We start from the raw sequence: 22,391 nt of genomic DNA, 5'->3' as shown, positions 1-22,391 counted from the left end.
ATAATCCGTCAAATGGACTCGCGTCCATTTTGGCCGCGGTTCTCACTGTTGATGGCCACCGCAGTCTCTCCGCGCGTCATTCCGGGGCGCGCGGAGCGCGAGCCCGGAATCCATAGCCACAGGCAGCTTTGCGGGGCGGGATGTACGTGGCTCTTATCTTCGAATGCAGAGACGTTCGTGGTTATGGATTCCGGGCTCATCGCTGCGCGATGCCCCGGAATGACGCGTAGATGGAGATGAGCCATCTACCAACATGCGCGCGCATCCTGGTTGCCTGGTCTTATTCTTGAGGATCAGCTCTGCATGCCGCGCGTTGGGATCAACGCATCGGCGACCTACATGCGTTGCTCCAGCACAACGGAGAGCTGCTCATGCATATCGACCTCTCGGGCAAGATTGCGCTTGTCACCGGTTCCACTGCCGGAATCGGCTTTGCCATTGCCAAAGGTCTCGCCGCGTCCGGCGCGGAGGTGGTCCTCAACGGCCGCAGCCAGGGGCGCGTCGATGACGCCGTCGCACGTCTGAAGCAGGCTGTGCCCGGCGCCAAGGTCCGCGGCGTCGCCGGCGACGTCGCACAGGTCGACGGCGGCAATGCCATCGTCACTGCGGTCCCCGAGGTCGACATCCTCGTCAACAATGCCGGCATCTTCGAGCCGAAGGATTTCTTCGAGATTCCCGACGAGGACTGGAGCCGCTTCTTCGAGGTCAACGTGCTCTCCGGCGTGCGCATGGCGCGCGCCTACATGCAGGGCATGCTGACGCGCAACTGGGGCCGCATCATCTTCATCTCCTCGGAATCAGCCCTGAACATCCCGACCGAGATGATCCACTACGGCATGACCAAGACCGCGCAGCTCTCGATCTCCCGCGGGCTGGCCAAGCTGACGCGCGGCACCGGCGTCACCGTGAACGCCGTGCTGCCGGGCCCGACGATGTCCGAAGGCGTCGAGACCTTCGTCAAGGATCTGGCGCGGCAGAACAATCAGTCGGAGGCGGATGCGGCGGCCTCGTTCGTCAAGCAGCACCGACCGGCGTCGCTGCTGCAGCGCTTCGCCAGCGTCGACGAGATCGCCAACATGGTCGTCTACGTCGCCTCGCAGCAGGCCTCGGCGACCAATGGCGCCGCGCTGCGCGCCGAGGGCGGCATCGTCGATACGATCGCGTAGAGACAACAGGGGCAAGCCAGATGCCTGCTTACGTCATCTCCGAGGTCGAGGTCCGCGATGCCCAAGCAATGGAGCGCTACCGCGATCTCGCGGCGCGCTCGATCGCGCAACATGGCGGCCGGTATCTGGTGCGTGGCGGGGAGTCCGAAACGGTCGAAGGCGGGCCGCCGGCCAAGACCCTGATCGTCGTCGAGTTCCCGTCGATGGCCCGGCTGCGCGAGTGGTATGCGTCGGCCGAATATGCGGCAGCGCTTGGCGAGCGCGGGAAGGCGCTGGACCGCCGCCTGATTTTCGTCGAGGGTGCTGCACCTGCGTAAAGCCCGGACCGGCCCCTCTCGATGTTGACGATCAATCCCCGCCGCAAGCGCTGGCTGAAGCTGACCTCGGCGCGCTGGCAGCGGCGGGTGTTGTTCGTGGCCGGCGGGCTCGTGGTCGGTGCCGCCGCGGTAGCGCTGGCCGAACTCGCCGATTGGGCCCAACTCGCCTTCAACTGGCTGCTGTCGCAATCGCGCTATGCCTCGTTGATCGTCACGCCCGCCGGCTTTGCGCTGTCAGTCTATCTGACCCAGCGCTACTTCCCGAACGCGCAAGGCAGCGGCATCCCGCAGGCGATCGCCGCGCGGCACCTCACCGACACAAGCGCGCGCAGCCCGCTGGTGTCGATCCGCATCGCGATCGGCAAGGTGCTGCTGACCTTGCTCGGCCTGCTCTGCGGCGGCTCGGTCGGCCGCGAGGGACCGACCGTGCAGGTCGGCGCCTCCATCATGTTCGCGCTCGGCCGGCTGTCGCCGCGCCGGCAGCCGGGACTGATCCTGGCCGGCGCCGCGGCCGGCGTCGCCGCCGCTTTCAACACGCCGCTCGCCGGCATCGTGTTCGGCATCGAGGAGATGAGCCGCGCCTTCGAGACGCGTACATCGAGCTTGGTCATCGCCACCGTGATCGCCGCCGGTCTCACCTCGCTGGCGCTGATGGGCAATTACGCCTATTTCGGCACGACGCCGATCGCATTGGCCAAGGGCATCGACTGGCTCGCGGTCCCGATCTGCGGTGTGATCGGCGGAGCGGCCGGCGGCCTGTTCAGCCGCATCCTGATCACCATGGCGCGCGGGCTGCCCGGCACGATCGGCCGAGCCATCAAGGCGCACCCGCTGCCGTTTGCACTCGTCTGCGGCTTCGCGGTCGCGCTGTGCGGGCTTGCCTCCGGTGACACGGTCTACGGCACCGGCTATGCCCAGGTGAAGGCCGCGCTCGAGACCGGCACCCCGCTGCCGCATGAATTCGGCGCGCTGAAATTCCTCGCCACAACCTTCGCCGCGATCAGCGGCATTCCCGGCGGCATCTTCGCGCCGTCGCTGGCGGTCGGCGCCGGCATCGGCGCAAATGTGGCGAGCCTGTTCCAGCAGACGCCGCTGGCGCCGATCATGCTGCTCGGCATGGTCGCCTATTTCGCTGGCGTGGTGCAGGCGCCGATCACCGCCTTTGTCATCGTCACCGAGATGACCGACAACCACGCCATGGTGGTGCCGCTGATGACGGCGTCGCTGATCGCCTACGGCACCTCGAAACTGATCTGCGAGGAGGGGCTGTATCACGCGCTCGCCAAGGGCTTCGTCGCGCAAGCCGAGGCCAAGAGGGTGCCGGCGTCTCCGGCCTCTTGATGCTCCGGCGGTGGGCAGACTGATGCGAGATTGAGCGCGCCCGCCCGCGCTTGCATCGCCCACCGAAAAATTCCGTTGTTAGTTCAATATTGGCCCGCTGGCACACGGCTTGCGTAGCGTTGTCCAGCGCAGAGCATCGCTCTCTTGGGTTGGCGTGCCCATCGTCGGGGATCCCGTGGGGTCGGTGAGACGATGTTGGTCGTCCGCCGTCGATGGAGCTTTCGGCTCGTCGCCATCATGGGGTCCATCCCGTCGTCATGGATGGAGACTCGCATGTGCGATCGTGACGGAACTTTCCACCGCAGCTTCTCTCGCCGCAACTTCCTCAAGTCCTCGGTGGCCGCAACAGCCGCCACCGTCGCCGTTCCCGCCTCTCTCGCCGCGCTGCTGACGCCGACGCCGGCGATGGCCGGGACCGTCATCAAGGCGACCCATGGCTCCGGCTTCTGCAACATGGGCATCTTCCTCGCCAAGGAGCGCAACCTGACGGTCGCCGACGGCGTCGACCTCGAATTCGTCGTGACGCCGTCGAACACCGAGATCACCACGATGTTCGGCGCCGGCCTCGTCGACATCTCGATGATCCCATACTCCAACTTCATGACGCTCTACGATGCCGGCGCGCCGGTAAAGATCGTCGCCGGCGGCGGCGTGCAGGGCTGCATCATCGTCGCCAAGGAAGGCATCAAGTCCGCCGCCGATCTGAAGGGCAAGACCTTCGGCACGTTCCAGGCCGACACGCTCGAAGTGCTGCCCTACGACTACCTCAAGAAGGCGGGGCTGTCGTTCAAGGACGTCGACATCAAATATCTCGACACCTCGCCGGAACTCGCGCAGGCCTTCATGGCCGGCGCGCTCGACGCGATCTGCCATATCGAGCCATATGCGACGCAATGCGTGCAGCAGCGCAAGGGCGCGACCGTGTTGTCCGACGGCACCGATCTCTACGGCAAGGGCTATTCGGACTGCGTGCTCGCCGCGCGCGTGCCGCTGATCGAGAAGAACCCGGCGGCCGTGAAGTCGGTGATCAAGGCCCTGATGGTCGCGCAGAGCCAGGCCGAGGCCGACAAGACCGCCGCGCTGAAGGACACCGTCGGCAAGTACTACAAGACCTCGATGGAGGCGGCGATCGATGCCTCCTCGAAGCAGCCCATCGTCGTCGACCAGCGCAGCCAGACCCAGTTCATCATCGACCGCGGCGTGTCGATGAAGGAGCTCGGCTACGTCAAGAAGCTGCCCGACCAGGGCGCCTTCGACTGGTCGCTGCTGGAGGCCGTCATCGCCGACAACAAGGCGCTCTATGAGGGGCTGAAGCTGAAATCGGCGTGAGCGATCGCGCCGCCCTCGGCTTTTGACCCTCATGGTGAGGAGCGCCGCGCCGATCAGTGGCTACTTTGCAGAAATCGTCGTGCGCGGCGCGTTCAGGCGATGCTCTCGCATCGCCTTGAGAACCATGAGGCCACAGCTCGGGCCTCGCCCTTCGAGACGCGCGCCAAGCGGCGCGCTCCTCAGGGGGAGGGTTTGGAGGGTTCATGCGGGGTGACGGAGATCATGCGCTTGCCAACTGACACCTTAGCCATGGGCGCGCCGGCTAAGGACGCGCCGTCACCTCCCGCGTCTCCGCCACGCAACTGGCGCAAGGCCCAGCGCCAGCTCGCAGCACTCGGCTGGGGCGTCATCTCCATCGGCCTGTTCGCCGCGATCTGGGAAGCCCTGTGGTACTTCGACAAGGTGAACCCGCTGCTGCTGCCGCCGCCGCATCTGTTCCTGCAGGACATTCCGGGGACGCTGAAATTCTTCGACCGCTCCAACCGCGTCGGCTCGGTCGCCTCGGGCGGCGGCGCCGGCGCGCTGGCGATCACGATGTTCTGGACGACGTTCCGCGTCTTCACTGGCCTCGCGCTTGGCTTCGTCAGCGGCGTCGCCGTCGGCGCCGCGCTGCACTACGTGCGCTGGCTGCGCAACCTCCTGATGCCGACGGTGCTGCTGCTGGCGCCGATCTCACCGGTCGCCTGGCTGCCGGTCGCGATCTTCGTGTTCGGCATCGGCGACGTGCCGGCGATCTTCCTGGTCTTCATCACGGTGTTCTTCGCCATCGTGCTGTCGACCTCCGCGCAGATCGAGAGCGTGCCGATCAACTACATCCACGTCGCCCGCATCATGGGCGCCACCCAGACCCAGATGTTCTGGCGCGTGATCCTGCCGTCGATCCTGCCGAGCCTGTTCATGACCCTGCGGCTCAACCTGTTCGGCGCCTGGATGGTGGTTCTGATCGCCGAGACCGTCGGCGTCGGCACCGGGCTCGGCCAGATCATCTCGATGGCGCGCGCGACCTTCAACGCCAAGCTCGTGTTCTTCACCATGGCCGTGATCGGCGCGCTCGGCTTCCTCAGCGACTGGGGCCTGCGCCAGATCCAGCGCCGCATGCTGTGGTGGGTGGCGCCGCAGCGGGGAGGAATGTGATGGTGACGCCCGCGGTCTCCATTCGCAATGTCGGCAAGACCTGGACCATCGAGGGCCGGCCGCCGCTGCGCGCCATCGACGAGCTGTCATTCGACGTCGCGCCGGGCGAGTTCGTCGTGCTGCTCGGCCCGTCCGGCTGCGGCAAGTCCTCGCTGCTCTACATGATCGCGGGCCTCGAGACGGTGAGCGACGGGATCATCGAGGATGATGGCCTCGCGATATCGGGTCCGTCGCCGGAGCGCGGCCTGATCTTCCAGGAAGCCTCGCTGTTTCCCTGGCTGACCATTCTCGACAACGTCGCCTTCGGCCTGGCCATCCGCGCCGAACTGCCGGAGCGCCGCAGAGAGAAGGCGCGCGAGATCCTGCGCCGCGTCGGGCTCGGCGACGTGCTCGACAAGAAGCCGGACGAGCTGTCCGGCGGGATGCGCCAGCGCGCCGCGTTCGCGCGCGCCCTGGTGATGCAGCCGAAGGTGCTGATGATGGACGAGCCGTTCGCCGCGCTCGACGTCCAGACCCGCGCCAAGCTGCAGGATTTCCTGCTGCAGATCTGGCAGGACAGCCGCGCCTCGGTGCTGCTGGTCACGCATTCGATCGACGAGGCGATCAGTCTCGCCGACCGGGTGATCGTGTTCACGGCGCGGCCGGGACGGGTCAAGGAGATCGTGCCGATCGACCTGCCGCGGCCGCGACCGACACGGTCGCCGCGCTACCACGAATATCGCGACTATTTCACCGAGCTGCTCGCGGCCGAGGTCGACAAGGCCTTCGCCGAGCAGTCGGGCCTGTGAGAAGGAGAACGAGACATGGCTGAAGTGTTGGTTGGCGCGAAGTGGGTCGTGTCCGGCATCCAGGATCGTCACACGCCCGTCGTGATCGAGGACGGCGCGGTGCTCGCCCGTGACGGCGTGATCGTCGCGGTGGGGCCGCTCGCTGATCTGGAACGGCTGGCGCCGCAGGCGACCGTGACGCGCCATCCCAACCACGTGATGCTGCCGGGCTTCGTCAACAGCCACCACCATGTCGGGCTGACGCCGCTGCAGCTCGGCTCGCCCGATCATGCGCTGGAGTTGTGGTTCGCGAGCCGGCTGCCGGCGCGCCGTATCGATCTCTATCTCGACACGCTGTATTCGGCGTTCGAGATGATCGCCTCCGGCGTCACCACGGTGCAGCACATTCATGGCTGGATGGCGGGCGGCTTCGATGCGATCCATGGCGCCGCCACCAAGGTGTTGCAGGCCTATCGCGCGATCGGCATGCGCGCCTCCTATTGCTACGCGGTGCGCGAGCAGAACCGGCTGGTCTACGAGGCCGACGAGGCGTTCTGCGCCCGTCTGCCGTCGCCGTGGAACGAGCGGCTGGCGGCGCATCTCAAGGCGCAGCAGGTGCCGTTCGAGGACTACATCAAGCTGTTCGACGTGCTCACTGCCGATAATTCCGGCGAAACGCTGACACGCATCCAGCTCGCGCCGGCCAATCTGCATTGGTGCACCGACGACGGTCTCGTGGCCCTGCACGAGAAGTCGCGGTCTGCAAAGGTGCCAATGCACATGCATCTATTGGAGACCGCGTATCAGAAGGAATATGCGCGGCGGCGCACCGGCAAGACGGCCGTGCGCCATCTGCACGATCTCGGCGTGCTCGGCCCGCACATGACCCTCGGCCATGGTGTCTGGCTCACGGAGGAGGACATCGACATCGTCGCCCACACCGGCACCTGCATCTGCCACAACTGCTCGTCGAACTTCCGGCTGCGTTCGGGGCTGGCGCCGCTCAATGTCTGGGAGAAGAAGGGGATCACCATCGGCATGGGATTGGACGAAGCAGGGATCAACGAGGACCGCGACATGCTGCAGGAGCTGAAGCTGGCGCTACGCGTTCACCGCACGCCCGGCATGGACGACGAGGTGCCGACCGCGCCGCAGATCGTGCGCATGGCGACCGAGGGCGGCGCGAAGACCACCGCTTTCGGCGACAGCATCGGCCGTCTTGCCGAGGGCAAGCTGTTCGATGCAGTGCTGATCGACTGGAACGCCGCGACCTATCCGTTCCAGGATCCGGACATTCCGATGCTCGATGCGCTGGTGCAGCGCGCCAAGTCGCAGCATGTCGCCGCCGTCTATGTCGGTGGCGAGGTCGTCTATGCCGGCGGCCGCTTCACCCGCATCAACCGCGACGAGGTGCTGGCCGAGATCGCTGGCATCCTGGCCAAGCCGCGCAGCGACGAGGAGGTTGCCCGCCGTGAGCTTGGCCTTGCCGTGTTTCCGCACGTCAAGCAGTTCTACGACGGCTATTTCGACGGCACTCAGCATACGCCGTTCTACAAGACGTCGACGCGGACGTAGTCCCTCCGTTGACCGGGGCGGGCCCGGGCATGACGGAGAAAATCATCGACAGGATCGTTCGCCGAGACAGCTCCGCATGACCGTGTGCGAAAGCCCTGCCGCTCGACGGTGGGCACGCTGCCGCCTGACGGCGGCTGCTTTGCCCACCTTACGTGCGCTATGACTTAGCTCCACCCCTCCAGCACGATCTTGCCGCGGGCCTTGTTGCTCTCGATCAGCGCATGCGCGCGCTTGAGATTGGCGGCATTGATGGTGCCGTAGTTGTCGCCGAGCGTGGTGCGGATCACGCCCTTGTCGATCAGGTCGGAGACGTCGTTGAGCAGATTGTGCTGGGCGATGATATCAGGCGTCGTGAACGAGGAGCGGGTGAACATCGACTCCCAATGGATCGAGATCGCCTTGCCCTTGAACGGGGCGATCGAGAACTCGGCGGGATCGTCGATCAGGCCGAACTTGCCCTGCGGCGCCATGAACTCGGCGATCGCCTTGTAGTGCTGGTCGCTGTGGGTGAGGCTGGCCACGAGGCCGACCGGCGGCAGCTTGAGTGCCTCGATCTGCTCCTTCATCGGCTTGCCGTGATCGACGACCGCATGGGCGCCGAGTGACAGACACCAGTCGCGCGATTCCGGCCGCGTCGCGGTGGCTAGCACGGTCAGGCCGGTCAGGCGGCGCGCGAGCTGGATCAGGATCGAGCCGACACCGCCGGCCGCACCAGTGATGAGCAAGGTGCGGTTGTCGAGGCTCTTGCCTGGGACGGCGCCGAGCCGGTCGAACAGCAGCTCCCAGGCGGTGATCGAAGTCAGGGGCAGGGCGGCGGCTTCGGCGAACGACAGGCTCTTGGGCTTGCGGCCGACGATGCGCTCGTCGACGAGATGGAATTCGGCATTGGTGCCCTGGCGCAGGATCGAGCCGGCGTAGAACACCTCGTCGCCGGCCTTGAACAGCGTCACGTCAGGGCCCACCGCCTCGACGACGCCAGCGGCGTCATAGCCGAGGATCTTGGTCTCGCCTGCGGGTGGCGCGGCCCGCTTGCGCACCTTGGTATCGACAGGATTGACCGAGATGGCCTTCACCGCGACGCGGATGTCGCGCCCTTTTGGCTCGGGCTTGGCGGTCTCGAAATCGAACAGAGCGCGCTCCTCGGAAATGGGCAGCGACTGCTGGTAACCAATGGCCTTCATGAACAACCTCCTGGGCTGGCCGGTGATGGGGCGAAATTGTCCTGCTGGCGCCATTCCTGCAAGTACTGTAAAAACAGGGAACTAGTCCCCGTTTGGATACTATTGGGCCAGAACGCGATGAAACGGAAGAATTTCGCCCGACGTCCCGGCTGCGCGGTCGAAGCCACGCTCGATCTGATCGACGGCAAGTGGAAGGGGGTGATTCTCTACCACCTGCAGGGCGGCAGCCAGCGCTTCGGCGAGCTGCGCCGGCTGATGCCGGGCATCACCCAGCGCATGCTGACCAAGCAGCTGCGCGCGCTGGAGGAGGACGGGCTGGTGATCCGCAAGGTCTATGCCGAAGTGCCGCCGCGGGTGGATTACACGCTCTCCGAGGTCGGCGAGAGCCTGCGGCCGGTGATCGAGGTGCTCCGGAGCTGGGGCGAGCGGCACCATGAGCGGCTGTCCTGCGCCCCCGTGGCGGAGACCATCAAAACGCCGCATCCGGCCGCCTGAGCTTGGCCGCACCCGCCGTTCCGCCTATATCGAAGTCCTCATTGTCCAGGATTTTTCGCATGACGTTGATTCGCTCCACACTGGTCCTGCTGCTCTCCTTGCTGGCCGCGTCTCCGCTCGCGGCGCAGGACCGGCGCGTGCCGCAATCCCTGGCCGAGCTCAGGCTGTCCTATGCGCCGATCGTGCAGCGCGTGCAGCCCGCGGTCGTGAACGTCTATGCCGCCAAGGTGGTGCAGAACCGCAATCCATTCCTCGACGATCCGATCTTCCGCCGCTTTTTCGGCCTGCAGGGCGGCCCGCAGGAGCAGATGCAGCGCTCGCTCGGCTCGGGCGTGATGATCGATGCGTCCGGCCTGGTCGTAACCAACGTCCACGTGATCGAGGGCGCCGACGAGGTGAAGGTGTCGCTCGCCGACAAGCGCGAGTTCGAGGCCGAGATCGTGCTGAAGGACAGCCGCACCGACCTCGCCGTGCTCAGGCTGAAGGGCACCAAGGAGCAGTTTCCGACGCTCGAACTGTCCAACTCCGACGATCTGCTGGTCGGCGACGTCGTGCTGGCGATCGGCAATCCGTTCGGTGTCGGCCAGACCGTGACCCACGGCATCGTCTCGGCGCTGGCGCGCACCCAGGTCGGCATCACTGACTATCAGTTCTTCATCCAGACCGACGCCGCGATCAATCCCGGCAATTCCGGCGGCGCGCTGGTCGACATGACCGGGCGCCTCGTCGGCATCAACACCGCGATCTATTCGAAGTCCGGCGGCTCGCAGGGCATCGGCTTCGCGATTCCGGCCAACATGGTGCGTGTGGTGGTGGCCTCGGCCAAGGCCGGCGGCAAGGCGGTGAAGCGGCCGTGGCTCGGCGCGCGCCTGCAGGCAGTGACGCCGGAGATCGCCGAGAGCCTCGGCCTGCGCTCGCCGACCGGCGCGCTGGTCGCCTCGGTGGTGGCGAATGGCCCGGCGGCCAAGGCCGGCATCAAATCGTCGGACCTGATCGTGTCGATCGACGGCCAGACCGTCGATGATCCCAACGCCTTCGACTACCGCTTCGCCACGCGTCCCCTGGGCGGCACCGCGCAGATCGAGGTGCAGCGCGGCGGCAAGCCGGTGAAGGTCGCGGTGGCGCTGGAGACGGCGCCGGACACCGGGCGCAACGAGATGGTGATCAACGGCCGCTCTCCGTTCCAGGGCGCCAAGGTCGCCAACATCTCGCCGGCGGTCGCCGACGAGTTACACCTCGATGCGGATACCGAGGGCGTCGTCATTCTCGAGCCCGGCGACGGCACCACGGCAGCCAATGTCGGCTTCCAGAAGGGCGACGTCATCATGGCCGTCAACAACCAGAAGATCGCCAAGACCAACGACCTCGACAAGGCCTCGCGCGATGGCGCGCGGATCTGGCGGATCACCGTGCTGCGCGGCGGCCAGCAGATCAACGTCACGCTCGGCGGATGAGTCCGAAGCGTCCCCAGCAGGGAGGGCCGAGCCTCTTCGCTGCCGCGGGGATGGAGCATGACGCGCCGCGGCCGCTGCCGGAGCGGCTGCGGCCACACCAGCTGTCGGATGTCGTCGGACAGGATCACATCCTTGGCCCCGACGGCGCGCTGACCCGTATGCTGGAGACGCGGACGCTGGGATCGCTGATCTTCTGGGGCCCGCCGGGCACCGGCAAGACGACGGTCGCGCGGCTGCTGGCCGACGCCACCGAGCTGCACTTCGAGCAGATCTCGGCGGTGTTCTCCGGCGTCGCCGATCTGAAGAAGGTGTTCGACGCCGCCCGCGACCGCCGCGAAACCGGGCAGGGCACGCTTCTGTTCGTTGACGAGGTGCATCGCTTCAACCGGGCCCAGCAGGATTCCTTCCTGCCAGTGATGGAGGACGGCACGGTCGTGCTGGTCGGCGCGACCACCGAGAACCCGTCCTTCGAGCTCAACGCCGCTTTGCTGTCGCGCTCGCGCGTACTGGTGTTTCATTCACTCGATGCCGCCGCGATCGAGAAGCTTTACAGCCACGCCGAGGCGATCGAGGGCCGCAAGCTGCCGCTCGATGAGGATGCGCGCAACGTGCTGATCCGCATGGCCGACGGCGACGGCAGGGCGTCGCTGACGCTAGCTGAGGAAGTGTGGCGCTCGGCGCGCAAGGGCGAGATCTTCAACGCCGTGCAATTGCAGGAGATCCTGCAGCGCCGCGCGCCGATCTATGACAAATCGGCCGACGGCCACTACAATCTGATCTCGGCCATGCACAAATCGGTGCGCGGCTCCGATCCCGATGCGGCGTTGTACTACTTCGCCCGCATGCTCGACGCCGGCGAGGATCCGCTATTCCTGGCGCGCCGCATCGTCCGCATGGCGGTCGAGGATATCGGGCTGGCCGATCCCCAGGCACTGGTGATCGCCAACGCCGCCAAGGACGCCTACGACTTTCTCGGCTCGCCCGAGGGCGAGCTCGCGATCGCGCAAGCCGTGATCTACGTCGCCACCGCCCCGAAATCCAACGCCGCCTACAAGGCCTTCGGCGCCGCCAAGCGCGTCGCGAAGGAGGGCGGCTCATTGCTGCCGCCGAAGCACATCCTCAATGCGCCGACCAAGCTGATGCAGAGCGAAGGCTACGGCTCCGGCTATCAGTACGACCACGACGCGCCGGACGCGTTTTCAGGCCAGGATTACTTCCCGGAAGCGCTCGGCCGCCAGCAGTTCTACGATCCCCCCGAACGCGGCTTCGAACGCGAGATCCGCAAGCGGCTGGATTACTGGGCCAAGCTCAGGAAGGAGCGGGGCGGGTAGGGGATACACGCGTCGCTGCGGGCTGTGCCGTTGATGTCGTGCGATGCCTTCACCGCGTCATTGCGAGCGCAGCGAAGCAATCCAGAGTCCCGCCCACCATCCTGGATTGCTTCGCTGCGCTCGCAATGACGACGGAGAGCTAACGCGCTTCAACGCCGTCATTCCGGTGCAGTCGTGCGCCCCATGGGCGCGGGACTGAGCCCGGAATCCATAATCACCGCGGTCGCTGGTCGACGGCTCCACGCCACGGATATCTCGCATCATCATAGACATTCGTGGCTATGGATTCCGGGCTCGCGCTGGCGCGCGCCCCGGAATGACGGCGGAGAGAGCGCGTTATTACTTCCCCGTCTGCACGAACTCCGCGATCTCCCGCGTCAGCCGGTCGTCCTCGGTGTTGATCGAATACACCTCCGACATGTGACTATGCTGCGGCAGCATCACCGCACGCGCGCAGCCCGCGGGCCGCTTGCACGCAGCCTGCTTCAACAGATCGAACTGCTCGACGAAGCGCGGCGGGTCCATTTCGGCCGAGGCGATCATCAGCGGCAGCGACGAGGCCTGCAAACCCTGCAGCGATGAGCGCTCCTTGAAGCGTGAGGGATCGGTGCCGAAATAGGCCATCTCCTGGTCGCCGAGCGGCGTTGCCGTGAGGTCGTAGACGCCCGACGCCATGATCGCGCCGGCCAGGCCACCGCCGCCGACCTTGTGGAATTCGGGATGCGCCACGTAGGTGGCGACATGCACCGCGCCGGCAGAGTGGCCCATCAGAAAGATCCGCGCGGGATCGCCGCCGTTCTCGGCGGCGTGCGCCGCGACCCATTGCACCGCAGTGGCGACGTCCTCGACGCCTGCCGGCCAGGGGAATTTCGGCGCGAGCCGGTAGGTGATGTTGACGCCGACGAAGCCGTTCTTCACAGCCCACAGCATGATGTTGTCGTAGAACGGGCTGTCCGGCGTGGTGCGCTTGTTGCCGCCGATGAAGGCGCCGCCATGCACGAAGATCAGGATCGGGCGTGGCGCGGTGGCCGCGGTCTCCGGCGTAAAGACGTCGAGCAGGTTGCGCTCGGCGGTGCCGTAGCGGACGTCGCGCTGGACCTTGACGCTCGCGTAGGGTTCCCGCGCCTGCAGCGGCGCGTAGATCGCAGCCGTCTTCAGCGGGTCGATGGCGCGGCCGATCTCGATCAGCTTCCAGGCGATGTCGTCGGGCATCGGGCTCTGCTGCGCCTGTGCGATACCGAGTGTCAGCGCGGTCGTCAGGATCGTCAGGGCCAGTCTCGTCAGCAGCATCAGGTCAGCTCCGATCACGTCCGATTCGCGCAAGGGTACGCCTTGCCGGGCCGATTTACCGTGATTTCGCCGTGACTGGCAGGGGCTTTTGCGATAGGCACCTCGCATGAGCCGCCGCATCAAGCGAACCCAAACCCGATCCGACCGCCCGACCGACCGCCGCAACGGTGAGCGGCCCAAAACCGAGCGGCCTAAGAGCGAGGCCGCGCGCAGCAGCGGCGCGCCCGCCAAGCGCGAGTCGGCGAAGCGTGAGCCGGTGAAACGGACCGAGGGCGAGCGTCCGCGGCGCGAGCGCTTTGCTGGCGAACGTGACGCCGCACCGCGGAGCGAGTTCGGGCGCGGCAAGGGTGAACGCGTCCGCGCACCTCGCGCCGAACGTGAGGACCGGCGCGAGACGTTCGAGCCGCGCGGCAAGCGCGGCGCTGCGGCCAAGCCCGCGCGCTTCGGCTCCGAGCGGTCCGAGCGCAAGCCGGTCGCCGCGCCGCCGCCGAAGAAGCCCGAGCCGGAAACGGCCGTGCTGCCAACCAAGGTGCAGACCGTCGTCGTCACCGCCGACGAGAACAACATGCGCGTCGACCGTTTCCTCGAGGCGCGCTTTCCCGGCCTGTCATTCTCCCACATCCAGCGCATCGTCCGCAAAGGCGAGCTCCGCGTCGATGGCAAGCGCGCCGACTCCAAGGACCGCCTGGAGGAAGGCCAGACGGTCCGGATTCCGCCGCTCAAGCTCGACGCGCCCAAGGTCGCGGGCGTGCTGTCGGACGCCGAGCAGAAGACCCTCGACAGCCTGAAGGCGATGACCTTGTACGAGGATGACGACGTGCTCGTCCTCAACAAGCCCGCCGGCCTCGCGGTGCAGGGCGGCTCCGGCATGACGCGGCACATCGACCAGATGCTGGAGGTGATGCGCGACGCCAAGGGCCAGAAGCCGCGGCTCGTGCACCGCATCGACCGCGAGACCTCCGGCTGTCTGCTGATCGCCAAGACCCGCTTCGCCGCGACGCATTTGACCGGCGCCTTCCGCCATCGCTCCGCCCGCAAGGTCTATTGGGCGCTGGTGGCCGGCGTGCCCAAGCCGAAACAGGGCCGTATCTCGACCTATCTCGCCAAGGACGAAGGCGAGGACGACACCATCATGCGCGTCGCGGCGCATGGCGACGAGGGCGCCAGCCACGCGGTGACCTACTACGCGGTGGTCGAGGCCTCCGCCAACAAGCTCGCCTGGGTGTCGCTGAAGCCGGTGACGGGGCGCACCCATCAGCTGCGCGCGCACATGGCCCATATCGGCCATCCGATCGTCGGCGATCCCAAATATTTCAACATCGAGAACTGGTCGCTGCCCGGCGGGCTGCAGAACCGGCTGCATCTGCTGGCGCGCCGCATCGTCATCCCGCATCCGCGCGGCGGCGTGATCGACGCCACCGCGCCACTGCCGCCGCACATGCTGCAATCCTGGAACCTGCTCGGCCTCGAGCACGACCGTTTCGACCCGATCGAGAACGCACCGGAGGAGTGAGCCGGTCTATCTCCCACCTCCGTTGCGACTGAGTTCGAGCGCTTTCACCGCGTCATTGCGAGCAAAGCGAAGCAATCCAGAGCCCCGCACACCACCCTGGATTGCTTCGCTACGCTCGCAATGACGAAGTGATTGGCGACTCTGATGCTCACTTCCTGAACTGCTCCAAAAAAAGCCGCAGCGAATCGTGCGGGGTCTCGACGTCGAGGATCACCCAGCCGTCCGGTCCCTTGACCACGATGAAGTTCAGGCTGACGCGGCGGCCCTGGTTGTCGAAGCTCGCCGCGACGTAGGTCCTGTCGAACTGTTTGCGCAAAATCGAGATGGCCACCGGCCCGAGCTTCCAGCGCGGGCTTTGCACCAGGAAATCGTAGGGCTCGCGCCGCGGCGCGGTCCACGCCTTGGCAAGGCTCGGGTCGAAGAACTGCGCCGCCGCCTCGGTCGTGCGCGGCAAGCCGCTGGAGAGTTCCGGCGATCCCTGGCCGTAATAGGCATAGACGTTGCGCACCAGCGATTCCGGTGTGCGGAAGCCGGCGGCGGCCGTGACGGTGCTGCCGAGCAGGAGGAGGGCGGAGAGCAGGAGACGCATCGGCGGCTCGCATTTCGGTCGATCAGGCCTTATCTAGCGCGCAAACAACCGATCTGGTGTGATCTTCCCTGCAAGAGGGCCGGAATTCCGATGCGTGAGCTGTTTGACGAGGTGGTCGGCCAGGGCAAGCCCGATCCGCAGGAGGCGGCGCGGCAGGCGATGCGCGCGCCGCAGCGCAAGCGCTTCTACAAGGAGGCTGGCACGGCCGAGACCGAGGGCGGCCATCACGTGACACTCGACGGCCGGCCGATCCGTACGCCCTCGGGCCGCGTCGTCGTCGTTCCGGTCAAGCAGCTTGCCGAGGCGGTGGCCGCGGAGTGGGGCGCGCAAGGCGAGACCATCGATCCCGCGACCATGCCGCTGACCCGCTTCGCCAACAGCGTCGTGCAGTCGGTGGTGGACCGCGTCGACGACGTCCGCGAGGACATGGCCAGATACCTCCAGTCCGACCTGCTGTTCTACCGCGCCGGCCATCCCGAGGGGCTGGTCGAGCGCGAGGCCGCGCATTGGGACCCGGTGCTGGACTGGGCGCGGGATACGCTCGGCGCGCATTTCATCCTGTCCGAGGGCATCGTGCATGTCACGCAGCCGGCCGCCGCCGTGGCTGCCGCGCGCGCGGCGCTGCCGACCGGACCCTGGGCCGTGGCGGCGGCGCATGTCGTGACGACCGTGACCGGCTCGGCGCTGCTGGCGCTGGCGCTGGCGCATGGCGTGCGCGATGCCGGCCAGGTCTGGGCCGCCGCCAATGTCGACGAGGACTGGAACGTCGAGCAGTGGGGCGCCGACGAGGAGGCGATGAGCCGCCGCGCCGCCCGGGAGGTCGACTACCTCGCCGCCGTCCGCATCCTTGGGGCGGTCGATGCGACGGCCTGAGGCCGGTTAACGCCGGGTTTAGGGCGAACCGCTAGTCTGCCGCGCGTAACCCGAGTACGCGCATGGTCCAGAGTGTCACCCCGCCGCCATCAGTGAGCGCCGTCCGCGGCGTGGGAACCGCGGCGACCAGCACACCCGCGACCGCGACGGCCGGGACGACCTTGCAGGCTGGTGCGCTGATCAGCGCCAGGGTGCAGCAGGTGCTCGCCGAGAACCTGGTCCAGGTCGCGATCGGAAACCTGTCCTTGGAGCTCGCCACCGAGCTTCCGTTGCAGGCCGGCCAGTCGGTGCAGGTCGCAGTGTCGCAGACCGCGCAGGGCCTGCAGCTCGCGATCGTCGGGCAGGGCACGGCGTCCGGCACCAGCGGCACGCCGACTCCCGCCGCCACCGTCGTCGACGTCACCGGCCGCCTCGCGCCGACCTTGGCCCCGCCACCGGACCCCTTGACCGGGCTGGAGCGGCTCGCGGTCTCGATCGCCAGCGAGGAGGCGGCGACCCGCCAGGGCAGCCAGGGCCAGTTGTTCGCCGATCTCCAGGCGGTGGCCGACTCGCCGAACCTGCCGCCCGCCTTGCGCGCCGCCGTCGCCCAGGTGCTGGCGCAGCAGACGCCGCTGACCGCGGCGCTGACGGCCGAGGACGTCCAGACCGCCGTCCAGAATTCCGGCCTGTTCCTCGAAACCTCGCTCGCCAAGGGCAGCATCGCATCGGCGCCGTCGGACCTGAAGGCCGCGTTGATCGTGCTGCGCCAGACCTTGGCGTCGGTGCTGCAGAGCGTCGATTCCGGCACGACCGCGTCGACGCCGCTGTCCGGCGCCTCCTACGCCTCCGTGCTGTCGGAGGCCGGCCGCGCCGCGGCTGCGCAACAGAACGCCGCGCCCTCGCTGGTGCCGGACATGGACATCGAGCTGCCGCTGCAGCCCTGGGCCGCCGCCATGGGACGGTCCGGCGCGGCGCTGCTCGAGAGCCTGACCGGCGCCAAGGCGCAGTCGCTCACCCCTGGCGCGGTGCTCGCCGTGCTGCAGGAAGCGCAGCAGCAGATCCCGCGCGCCGCCGGCCTCGTTCCCGGACGCAGCGCCCATGGCGAGGTCGTCGTCCGCACCAACACGCCGCCGCCGCCGTTCCGCGGCGGGGCTCCTGTGCCGCAGCATGTCGCCACGCCGACGCTCAATCAGGACTCGCCGCTGCCGGCAATCGCCCATCGCCTGCTCGACGAGACCGACCAGGCGCTGTCGCGCCAGACCCTGCTGCAGGTCGCCTCGCTGCCCGATCGTCCGGACGCATCGGCCCCACGCAATGATCCCACGCTGCCGCGCTGGAATTTCGAGATTCCCTTCGCCACGCCGCAGGGCACGGCGATGGCGCAGTTCGAGATCTCGCGCGACGGCGGCACGCAGGCGCCGGATGCTGCCAAGCGCACCTGGCGTGCGCGCTTCTCGCTCGACGTCGAGCCGGCCGGTCCCGTGCATGCGCTGATCTCCTTCAACGCCGAGCGCACTTCGGTGCGGATGTGGGCCGAGCGTCCCGCGACCGCCGCGCGGCTGCGCGCCGGACTCTCCGAGCTGAGCCAGGCGCTGAGCCGCGCCGAGCTCTCGCCCGGCGATCTCGTGGTGCAGGACGGCGCGCCGCCGGCCGTGATGCCGCCCAAGGCCGGACATTTCCTGGATCGCGCGCTATGAGCATCGACGTGAAGGCCGCCAACAAGACGCAGCTCGCCGTTGCCCTGCATTACGAGAAGGGCCAGGGCGGCGCGCCGCGCGTCGTCGCCAAGGGCAAGGGCACGATCGGCGCCAAGATCATCGAGGTCGCCAAGGCGCACGACATCCCGATCGAGGAGAACGAGGTGCTCGCCGGCGCGCTCTCCAATGTCGAGCTCGGCGACGAGATCCCGGAAGAGCTCTACAAGGCCGTCGCCGAGGTGCTGGTGTTCGTGCTGAACCTGTCGCGTCCGGTGCGCTAGCGCCGCATTGTGATCTCCGTCGCGCTTCGATCGTCCTCGCTCTGTGATAGGGAGAGCCTGACCCCGACGGAGAGATGATGCGATGCCGATGATGAGCCGCCGCCATGCCCTGGGCCTGTTCGCCGGCGCCGGACTGTTGCCCGCGCGTGCCTTCGCCCATGTCGCGCCGCCGCGGAACGAGATCCGCGCATCGCTCGCGCAAAGCTTCGCCGATGTCGGCACCAAGGGCACGTTCTTCGCCTACAAGGTCGAGGAGTATCTGATCATCGCCAGCGACAAGGATCGCTCCGGCGAGGCGAAGCTGCCGGCCTCGACCTTCAAGATCGCCAACTCGCTGATCGCACTGGAGACCGGCGTGGTGGCCGATCCCGACAAGGACGTGTTCAAGTGGGACGGCGTCGTCAGGCCGATCGAGGCCTGGAACAAGGACCACACGCTCCGCAGCGCGATCGCGGTCTCGGCGGTGCCGGTCTATCAGGACATCGCCCGCCGCATCGGCCCCGATCGGATGCAGAAATTCCTCGAGGAGCTCGACTACGGCAATCACGACATCGGTGGCGGCATCGATCAGTTCTGGCTCACCGGTGCGCTTCGCATCGATCCGGTGGAGCAGGTCGATTTCATCGATCGTCTCCGCCGCGGCGCGCTGCCGGTCTCGAAACGCAGCCAGGACCTGACGCGCGACATCATCCCGACGACCAAGGTCGGCGATGCCGTCATCCACTACAAGTCGGGCCTGCTCGGCAAGGAGCAGGGTTCGCTCGGCTGGATGGTCGGCTGGGTCGACAAGGGTGACCAGCCGACCGTGTTCGCGATGAACATGGATTGCCCCGAGCCGCGCCACGTCGAGGCCCGGATGACGCTGACGCAGGACTGCTTGAAGCAGATCGGCGCGCTATAGGGCGCTTGCCGGACGCGATGGGTTGTGAAGCGTCCGCAAAGCTGCCTTGGGAACTCCGATCCAACCGCGCGTCAATCTGCAGGCTCGCCTGAGCGGTATCGCCGTGCTAGCAGCGCAACCTGTGGTCACATGATCCTCCGTCGCGTGACCGGCTCGAGCAACCTTTTTGACCTGCGTGAGATTGTGTTGATGATTGTCTACCCTGCGAAGCTTGGAATCATGATGCGGCGTGCCGCCAGGCGGCTCGGCGCGAAGATTGCGGCGCTTTCCGGTTCGGCCGCAAAGTCTGAGCCAGCCGATTTCGGCCAGTTCCAGGAGCGAAGCGCGGAGGACGAGGCGAGCGCGCTGCGACAAAGTCGTGATGGATACAAGGCGGCCTTCGAGGCCCTGAGTGTGGAGGCCACCGAGCTACGCCAGGCGGCCGATGGATACAAGGCAGCCTTCGAGAACCTGAGCGCCGAGGCGAGCGAGCTGCGCAGGGGGCGTGACGGCTACAAGAGCGCGTTCGAAAACCTGGACCTCGAGGCCAGCGAGCTGCGCCGAGGTTACGACGGCTACCGTCGCGCCTACGAAGAGCGCTGCTCTGATCTGGCCTTGGCGCAGGATCGGCGGAAACGGCTGCTGGACAGCCTCGAAAGATCCAGAGACCCCAAGCGGACTCTGCCGCCGGGCCTGGCGGGACGTCAGCTCAGCTTCATGCACATCGGCAAGACGGCGGGCACCTCCCTCCAGCACGCTCTGTTCGAATCGATGCAGGGCGCGGCGATCTTTCACGAGTCGCTCGAGAATTTCGATGAAGCGTCGCCGGCGGAGATTTCGCTCAATGATCTCGTGATCGGACATTTCAGCTATCAGCATGTCGCCAAGCTTCGTCCCGACCGTTTTCTTTTCACCTTCCTGAGAGACCCCGTCGAGCGGGTGATCTCGAACTATTACTTCCTGCGATCGGCATCGCCGGTGTCGGACTATAGCAGACGGGCGGTCGAGATCGCCCGGGAGACGACGCTGTCCGAGTTTCTCGCCTGCGACGATCCGTCAGTCCTGATGGTGACGCAAAACCTGCAAGCCAAGTTCATCGCACATGACATCCGACCGGAGAATCAGGCCGCAATCCGCGATCTGCGCCACGAGGCCGAACAAAATCTGTCGCGCTTCGACTTTGTCGGCATCGTGGAGCGGTTCGATGAGGGCGTCGCGATCCTGTCGCAGATGATCGGGCTCGATCTGACGGCGAAGCGCCTCAACGTCAACGAGCTCCGCGCGTCGAACCCGACCGTTTCGCAACACGACATCGACAGCATCAGGCGCCTGAATGCCATCGATGTGGCGCTCTACGACAAGGCACGCGGTCTCTTCGAGCAACGCGTCCGTATGACCCTGAGCGGGCCTGGTCACTGGCATGGAGATGAGCGCGCCCGGCTTGCAGGCCGGCCATCACCGCCGTGACATCTCGATGTCGACCCCGGTGATTTCCGTGCCCGCCGGCCGAATTGATACCGTCTGCCGGCGACCCTGCGTGGTCAGCGCCAGTCCGGCCGAAAAAGCCTGGCCGCGTGCCTGCGCTTCGATACGGTTGCCGACAGCGCGGCCCTCGATCGTGCCGGAGGCGTTGTGGCTCGACTCCGTCCACTGGCCGGAGATCTCGCCGCCGCGATAGGCGACGTCGCTGGAGAGGTCGATGTTGTAGCTGTCGCTGGCGCAGCGGATGTTGAGCCGCAGCTGCTCGCCGGCGCCGCCGACGTCATAGGCCGCGCGGCAGCGCAGCCGCTCCTGGTTGCCGCCGGACAGGTTGATGACGCCGCCGCCGGTCCAGGCGCCCTCCAGCGCGCGGAATGGCGAGGCGGGCGCGCCATGGGCTGCGCCGCCCAGTGCGAGGGCGGTGAGCAAAGTGGGAATTGCAAGGCGTGAGGCGCGCATCATCGGGCTCCGTTTCATCGTCGAAAAGCGAGCGACAACGCCTGATCACCCGATACGTTCGATGCGTAACCTCAAAAATTGACCGAAATCGTTCTATTTCTGGTCACGACAGCTTGAACAGCGTCCGCAGGAAGTCCGTCACCGCCTGCCGCGCCGCCTCGGCTGTGGCCGGATTGCCGCCGACATGCGGATCGAGCTCGACGCAGGCGTCCTGATAGGTGAAGGGCTGCTGCGTCTCCGCATTCATCAGCATGCCGCCGTCACCTTCGACGATCCGGCAGTTGCGCACGGTCTGCGCCTTGGGCGCGAGCGCCAGCATGTTGGCGCCGAGCAGGCCGAGATCGAAGCCATGCGGCGAGTCCGGATATTCGGTCAGCTCGACGTCGCGCCCGGCGGCCCTCAGCCGCTCGACGAAAGCCTTGCAGGTGCGCACCGGGTTGTAGTCATCAGGCCCGCCGTGAAAGATCCGGATCGGCCGCGCCACCAATTCGGTGTCGTCGCGATAGGTGGTGGAGCAATCCGGATAGAACGGGATGTAGGCGGCAAACTGCAATCCGGAAGTGTTCCAGCGCTTGTGGAAGCGCTGCAGGCTCGCATACAGCGCCGCCTGTCCGCCGCGCGAGAAGCCCATCAGCGCGATGCGCTCGGGATCGACGCGCGGATGCTTCGCCAGCACATCGAGCGCATGATAGATGTCCACGATGAAATTGAGCCGGCCGAGCAGCGCCTGGTTGGTGCTGGTGGCGGTGAGACCGCGCCCGGTGAAGCCGTCGATCACGAAGGTCGAGATCCCCATCGCGTTGAAGCTGCGGCTCCAGGCCGCGATATTGCCGCCGACGCCGCCGGAGCCGTGCATCAGCACGACCACCGGCATCCGGCCGCTGCCCTGCGCGACGCGCAGCTCGCCGGCCAAGGTGACCGGCTTCCCGCCCTCGTCGCCGGCAAGGAACTGCCGGTCGGACAACGTGAGCGAAGGGATCGGATACATCTCGATCCGCGCCGGCAGGTCCTTGGAAATACCCTGGGCCTCTGTGCCGAGCGAAACACTGACTAAGGTGAGCAGTGCCAGGGCAGCCGTCGTAACCAGGTTTCGCCAGCACTGAGCAGCGTAGCGCGCCACAGGCGCAAAACAAACATGCGCGGCATGTGCGATCCGCGCCGCACCACCGTATCGCTCCATCGGCATGCTCCTGGTCTGCCGCTTTTTGGCGCGGCTTTGGATCCGAGTAGAACGGGCGCGGGAGAAACTGTCAAACTCGTG

Annotated in this window: 21 protein-coding genes; 16 read left to right on the top strand and 5 right to left on the bottom strand. The window is 66.8% G+C overall.

Features of this window, described 5'->3' with window-relative positions; genetic code table 11:
• The first annotated feature begins 371 nt into the window (after positions 1–371).
• From ACQR1Y_RS01830 to ACQR1Y_RS01800, 7 genes are all read left to right on the top strand, one after another.
• Positions 372–1,166 (top strand): SDR family NAD(P)-dependent oxidoreductase, encoded by a 795-nt coding sequence (locus ACQR1Y_RS01830; protein WP_434878109.1) that lies wholly within the window; start codon positions 372–374, stop codon positions 1,164–1,166.
• Positions 1,167–1,186: 20 nt separating this feature from the next.
• Entirely contained in the window at positions 1,187–1,483 is a 297-nt protein-coding gene (locus ACQR1Y_RS01825) for a DUF1330 domain-containing protein (RefSeq protein WP_434878110.1), read from the top strand.
• A 21-nt stretch (positions 1,484–1,504) separates the two neighbouring features.
• Complete coding sequence (locus ACQR1Y_RS01820) at positions 1,505–2,824, top strand: chloride channel protein (RefSeq protein ID WP_434878111.1); 1,320 nt, start codon at positions 1,505–1,507, stop codon at positions 2,822–2,824.
• A gap of 273 nt (positions 2,825–3,097) precedes the next feature.
• Positions 3,098–4,153 (top strand): ABC transporter substrate-binding protein, encoded by a 1,056-nt coding sequence (locus ACQR1Y_RS01815; RefSeq protein WP_434878112.1) that lies wholly within the window; start codon positions 3,098–3,100, stop codon positions 4,151–4,153.
• Positions 4,154–4,402: 249 nt separating this feature from the next.
• Entirely contained in the window at positions 4,403–5,287 is an 885-nt protein-coding gene (locus ACQR1Y_RS01810; protein WP_434878113.1) for an ABC transporter permease, read from the top strand.
• Positions 5,287–6,075 carry an ABC transporter ATP-binding protein gene (locus ACQR1Y_RS01805; RefSeq protein WP_434878114.1) on the top strand — a complete coding sequence of 263 codons (789 nt, stop codon included), beginning with the start codon at positions 5,287–5,289 and terminating at the stop codon, positions 6,073–6,075. Before ACQR1Y_RS01810 ends, ACQR1Y_RS01805 begins: the two co-directional genes overlap by 1 nt.
• 15 nt (positions 6,076–6,090) lie before the next feature.
• Entirely contained in the window at positions 6,091–7,629 is a 1,539-nt protein-coding gene (locus tag ACQR1Y_RS01800) for an amidohydrolase family protein (RefSeq protein ID WP_434878115.1), read from the top strand.
• 164 nt (positions 7,630–7,793) lie between these two features.
• Here the strand turns inward: ACQR1Y_RS01800 and ACQR1Y_RS01795 are convergent, their stop codons facing one another.
• Positions 7,794–8,810 (bottom strand): zinc-binding alcohol dehydrogenase family protein, encoded by a 1,017-nt coding sequence (locus ACQR1Y_RS01795; RefSeq protein WP_434878116.1) that lies wholly within the window; start codon positions 8,808–8,810, stop codon positions 7,794–7,796.
• Positions 8,811–8,927: 117 nt separating this feature from the next.
• Here ACQR1Y_RS01795 and ACQR1Y_RS01790 point away from each other — a divergent pair, with 117 nt between their 5' ends.
• Genes ACQR1Y_RS01790 through ACQR1Y_RS01780 form a run of 3 tightly spaced genes read left to right on the top strand, consistent with a single transcriptional unit; the run spans position 8,928 to position 12,090 of the window.
• Positions 8,928–9,305 carry a winged helix-turn-helix transcriptional regulator gene (locus ACQR1Y_RS01790; protein WP_434858715.1) on the top strand — a complete coding sequence of 126 codons (378 nt, stop codon included), beginning with the start codon at positions 8,928–8,930 and terminating at the stop codon, positions 9,303–9,305.
• A 59-nt stretch (positions 9,306–9,364) separates the two neighbouring features.
• Positions 9,365–10,759 (top strand): DegQ family serine endoprotease, encoded by a 1,395-nt coding sequence (locus ACQR1Y_RS01785; RefSeq protein WP_434878117.1) that lies wholly within the window; start codon positions 9,365–9,367, stop codon positions 10,757–10,759.
• Positions 10,756–12,090, top strand: coding sequence for a replication-associated recombination protein A (locus tag ACQR1Y_RS01780; RefSeq protein WP_434878118.1), 1,335 nt, complete (start codon positions 10,756–10,758; stop codon positions 12,088–12,090). The genes ACQR1Y_RS01785 and ACQR1Y_RS01780 overlap by 4 nt, the downstream gene beginning before the upstream one ends.
• A gap of 339 nt (positions 12,091–12,429) precedes the next feature.
• On the opposite strand, the gene ACQR1Y_RS01775 is transcribed toward ACQR1Y_RS01780, so the two are convergent.
• Positions 12,430–13,380 carry an alpha/beta hydrolase gene (locus ACQR1Y_RS01775; protein WP_434878119.1) on the bottom strand — a complete coding sequence of 317 codons (951 nt, stop codon included), beginning with the start codon at positions 13,378–13,380 and terminating at the stop codon, positions 12,430–12,432.
• A 106-nt stretch (positions 13,381–13,486) separates the two neighbouring features.
• Between ACQR1Y_RS01775 and ACQR1Y_RS01770 the strand changes: the two genes are divergently transcribed.
• The gene (locus ACQR1Y_RS01770) at positions 13,487–14,893 is read left to right on the top strand and encodes an RluA family pseudouridine synthase (protein ID WP_434878120.1); all 1,407 of its coding nucleotides are present in this window, start codon (positions 13,487–13,489) and stop codon (positions 14,891–14,893) included.
• A gap of 148 nt (positions 14,894–15,041) precedes the next feature.
• On the opposite strand, the gene ACQR1Y_RS01765 is transcribed toward ACQR1Y_RS01770, so the two are convergent.
• On the bottom strand, positions 15,042–15,482 hold the full coding sequence (locus tag ACQR1Y_RS01765; RefSeq protein WP_434878121.1) for a hypothetical protein: 441 nt from the start codon (positions 15,480–15,482) through the stop codon (positions 15,042–15,044).
• A 90-nt stretch (positions 15,483–15,572) separates the two neighbouring features.
• Here ACQR1Y_RS01765 and ACQR1Y_RS01760 point away from each other — a divergent pair, with 90 nt between their 5' ends.
• The 5 genes from ACQR1Y_RS01760 (at position 15,573) to ACQR1Y_RS01740 (ending at position 20,659) form a co-directional block, all read left to right on the top strand.
• Positions 15,573–16,355, top strand: coding sequence for an ATP12 family chaperone protein (locus ACQR1Y_RS01760; RefSeq protein WP_434878122.1), 783 nt, complete (start codon positions 15,573–15,575; stop codon positions 16,353–16,355).
• Between the two features lie 62 nt (positions 16,356–16,417).
• Complete coding sequence (locus ACQR1Y_RS01755) at positions 16,418–18,031, top strand: flagellar hook-length control protein FliK (RefSeq protein ID WP_434878123.1); 1,614 nt, start codon at positions 16,418–16,420, stop codon at positions 18,029–18,031.
• Complete coding sequence (locus ACQR1Y_RS01750; RefSeq protein ID WP_434858723.1) at positions 18,028–18,312, top strand: EscU/YscU/HrcU family type III secretion system export apparatus switch protein; 285 nt, start codon at positions 18,028–18,030, stop codon at positions 18,310–18,312. The genes ACQR1Y_RS01755 and ACQR1Y_RS01750 overlap by 4 nt, the downstream gene beginning before the upstream one ends.
• A gap of 82 nt (positions 18,313–18,394) precedes the next feature.
• Positions 18,395–19,213, top strand: coding sequence for an OXA-1091 family oxacillin-hydrolyzing class D beta-lactamase (blaOXA, locus tag ACQR1Y_RS01745; RefSeq protein WP_434878124.1), 819 nt, complete (start codon positions 18,395–18,397; stop codon positions 19,211–19,213).
• Between the two features lie 144 nt (positions 19,214–19,357).
• Entirely contained in the window at positions 19,358–20,659 is a 1,302-nt protein-coding gene (locus tag ACQR1Y_RS01740) for a sulfotransferase family 2 domain-containing protein (protein WP_434878125.1), read from the top strand.
• On the opposite strand, the gene ACQR1Y_RS01735 is transcribed toward ACQR1Y_RS01740, so the two are convergent.
• Both ACQR1Y_RS01735 and ACQR1Y_RS01730 read right to left on the bottom strand, forming a co-directional pair.
• Complete coding sequence (locus ACQR1Y_RS01735; RefSeq protein ID WP_434878126.1) at positions 20,648–21,133, bottom strand: hypothetical protein; 486 nt, start codon at positions 21,131–21,133, stop codon at positions 20,648–20,650. The two genes, ACQR1Y_RS01740 and ACQR1Y_RS01735, sit on opposite strands and share 12 nt — an antisense overlap.
• Before the next feature lie 100 nt (positions 21,134–21,233).
• Positions 21,234–22,310: a dienelactone hydrolase family protein gene (locus ACQR1Y_RS01730; protein WP_434878127.1), complete on the bottom strand. Its 1,077-nt coding sequence runs from the start codon at positions 22,308–22,310 to the stop codon at positions 21,234–21,236.
• Positions 22,311–22,391 lie beyond the last annotated feature (81 nt).

Source organism: Bradyrhizobium sp. HKCCYLRH3099 (assembly GCF_051167855.1).
GTDB lineage: Bacteria > Pseudomonadota > Alphaproteobacteria > Rhizobiales > Xanthobacteraceae > Bradyrhizobium.
Note: the sequence above shows the minus strand (reverse complement) of the source record. Positions and strands in the feature narration are given on the sequence as shown.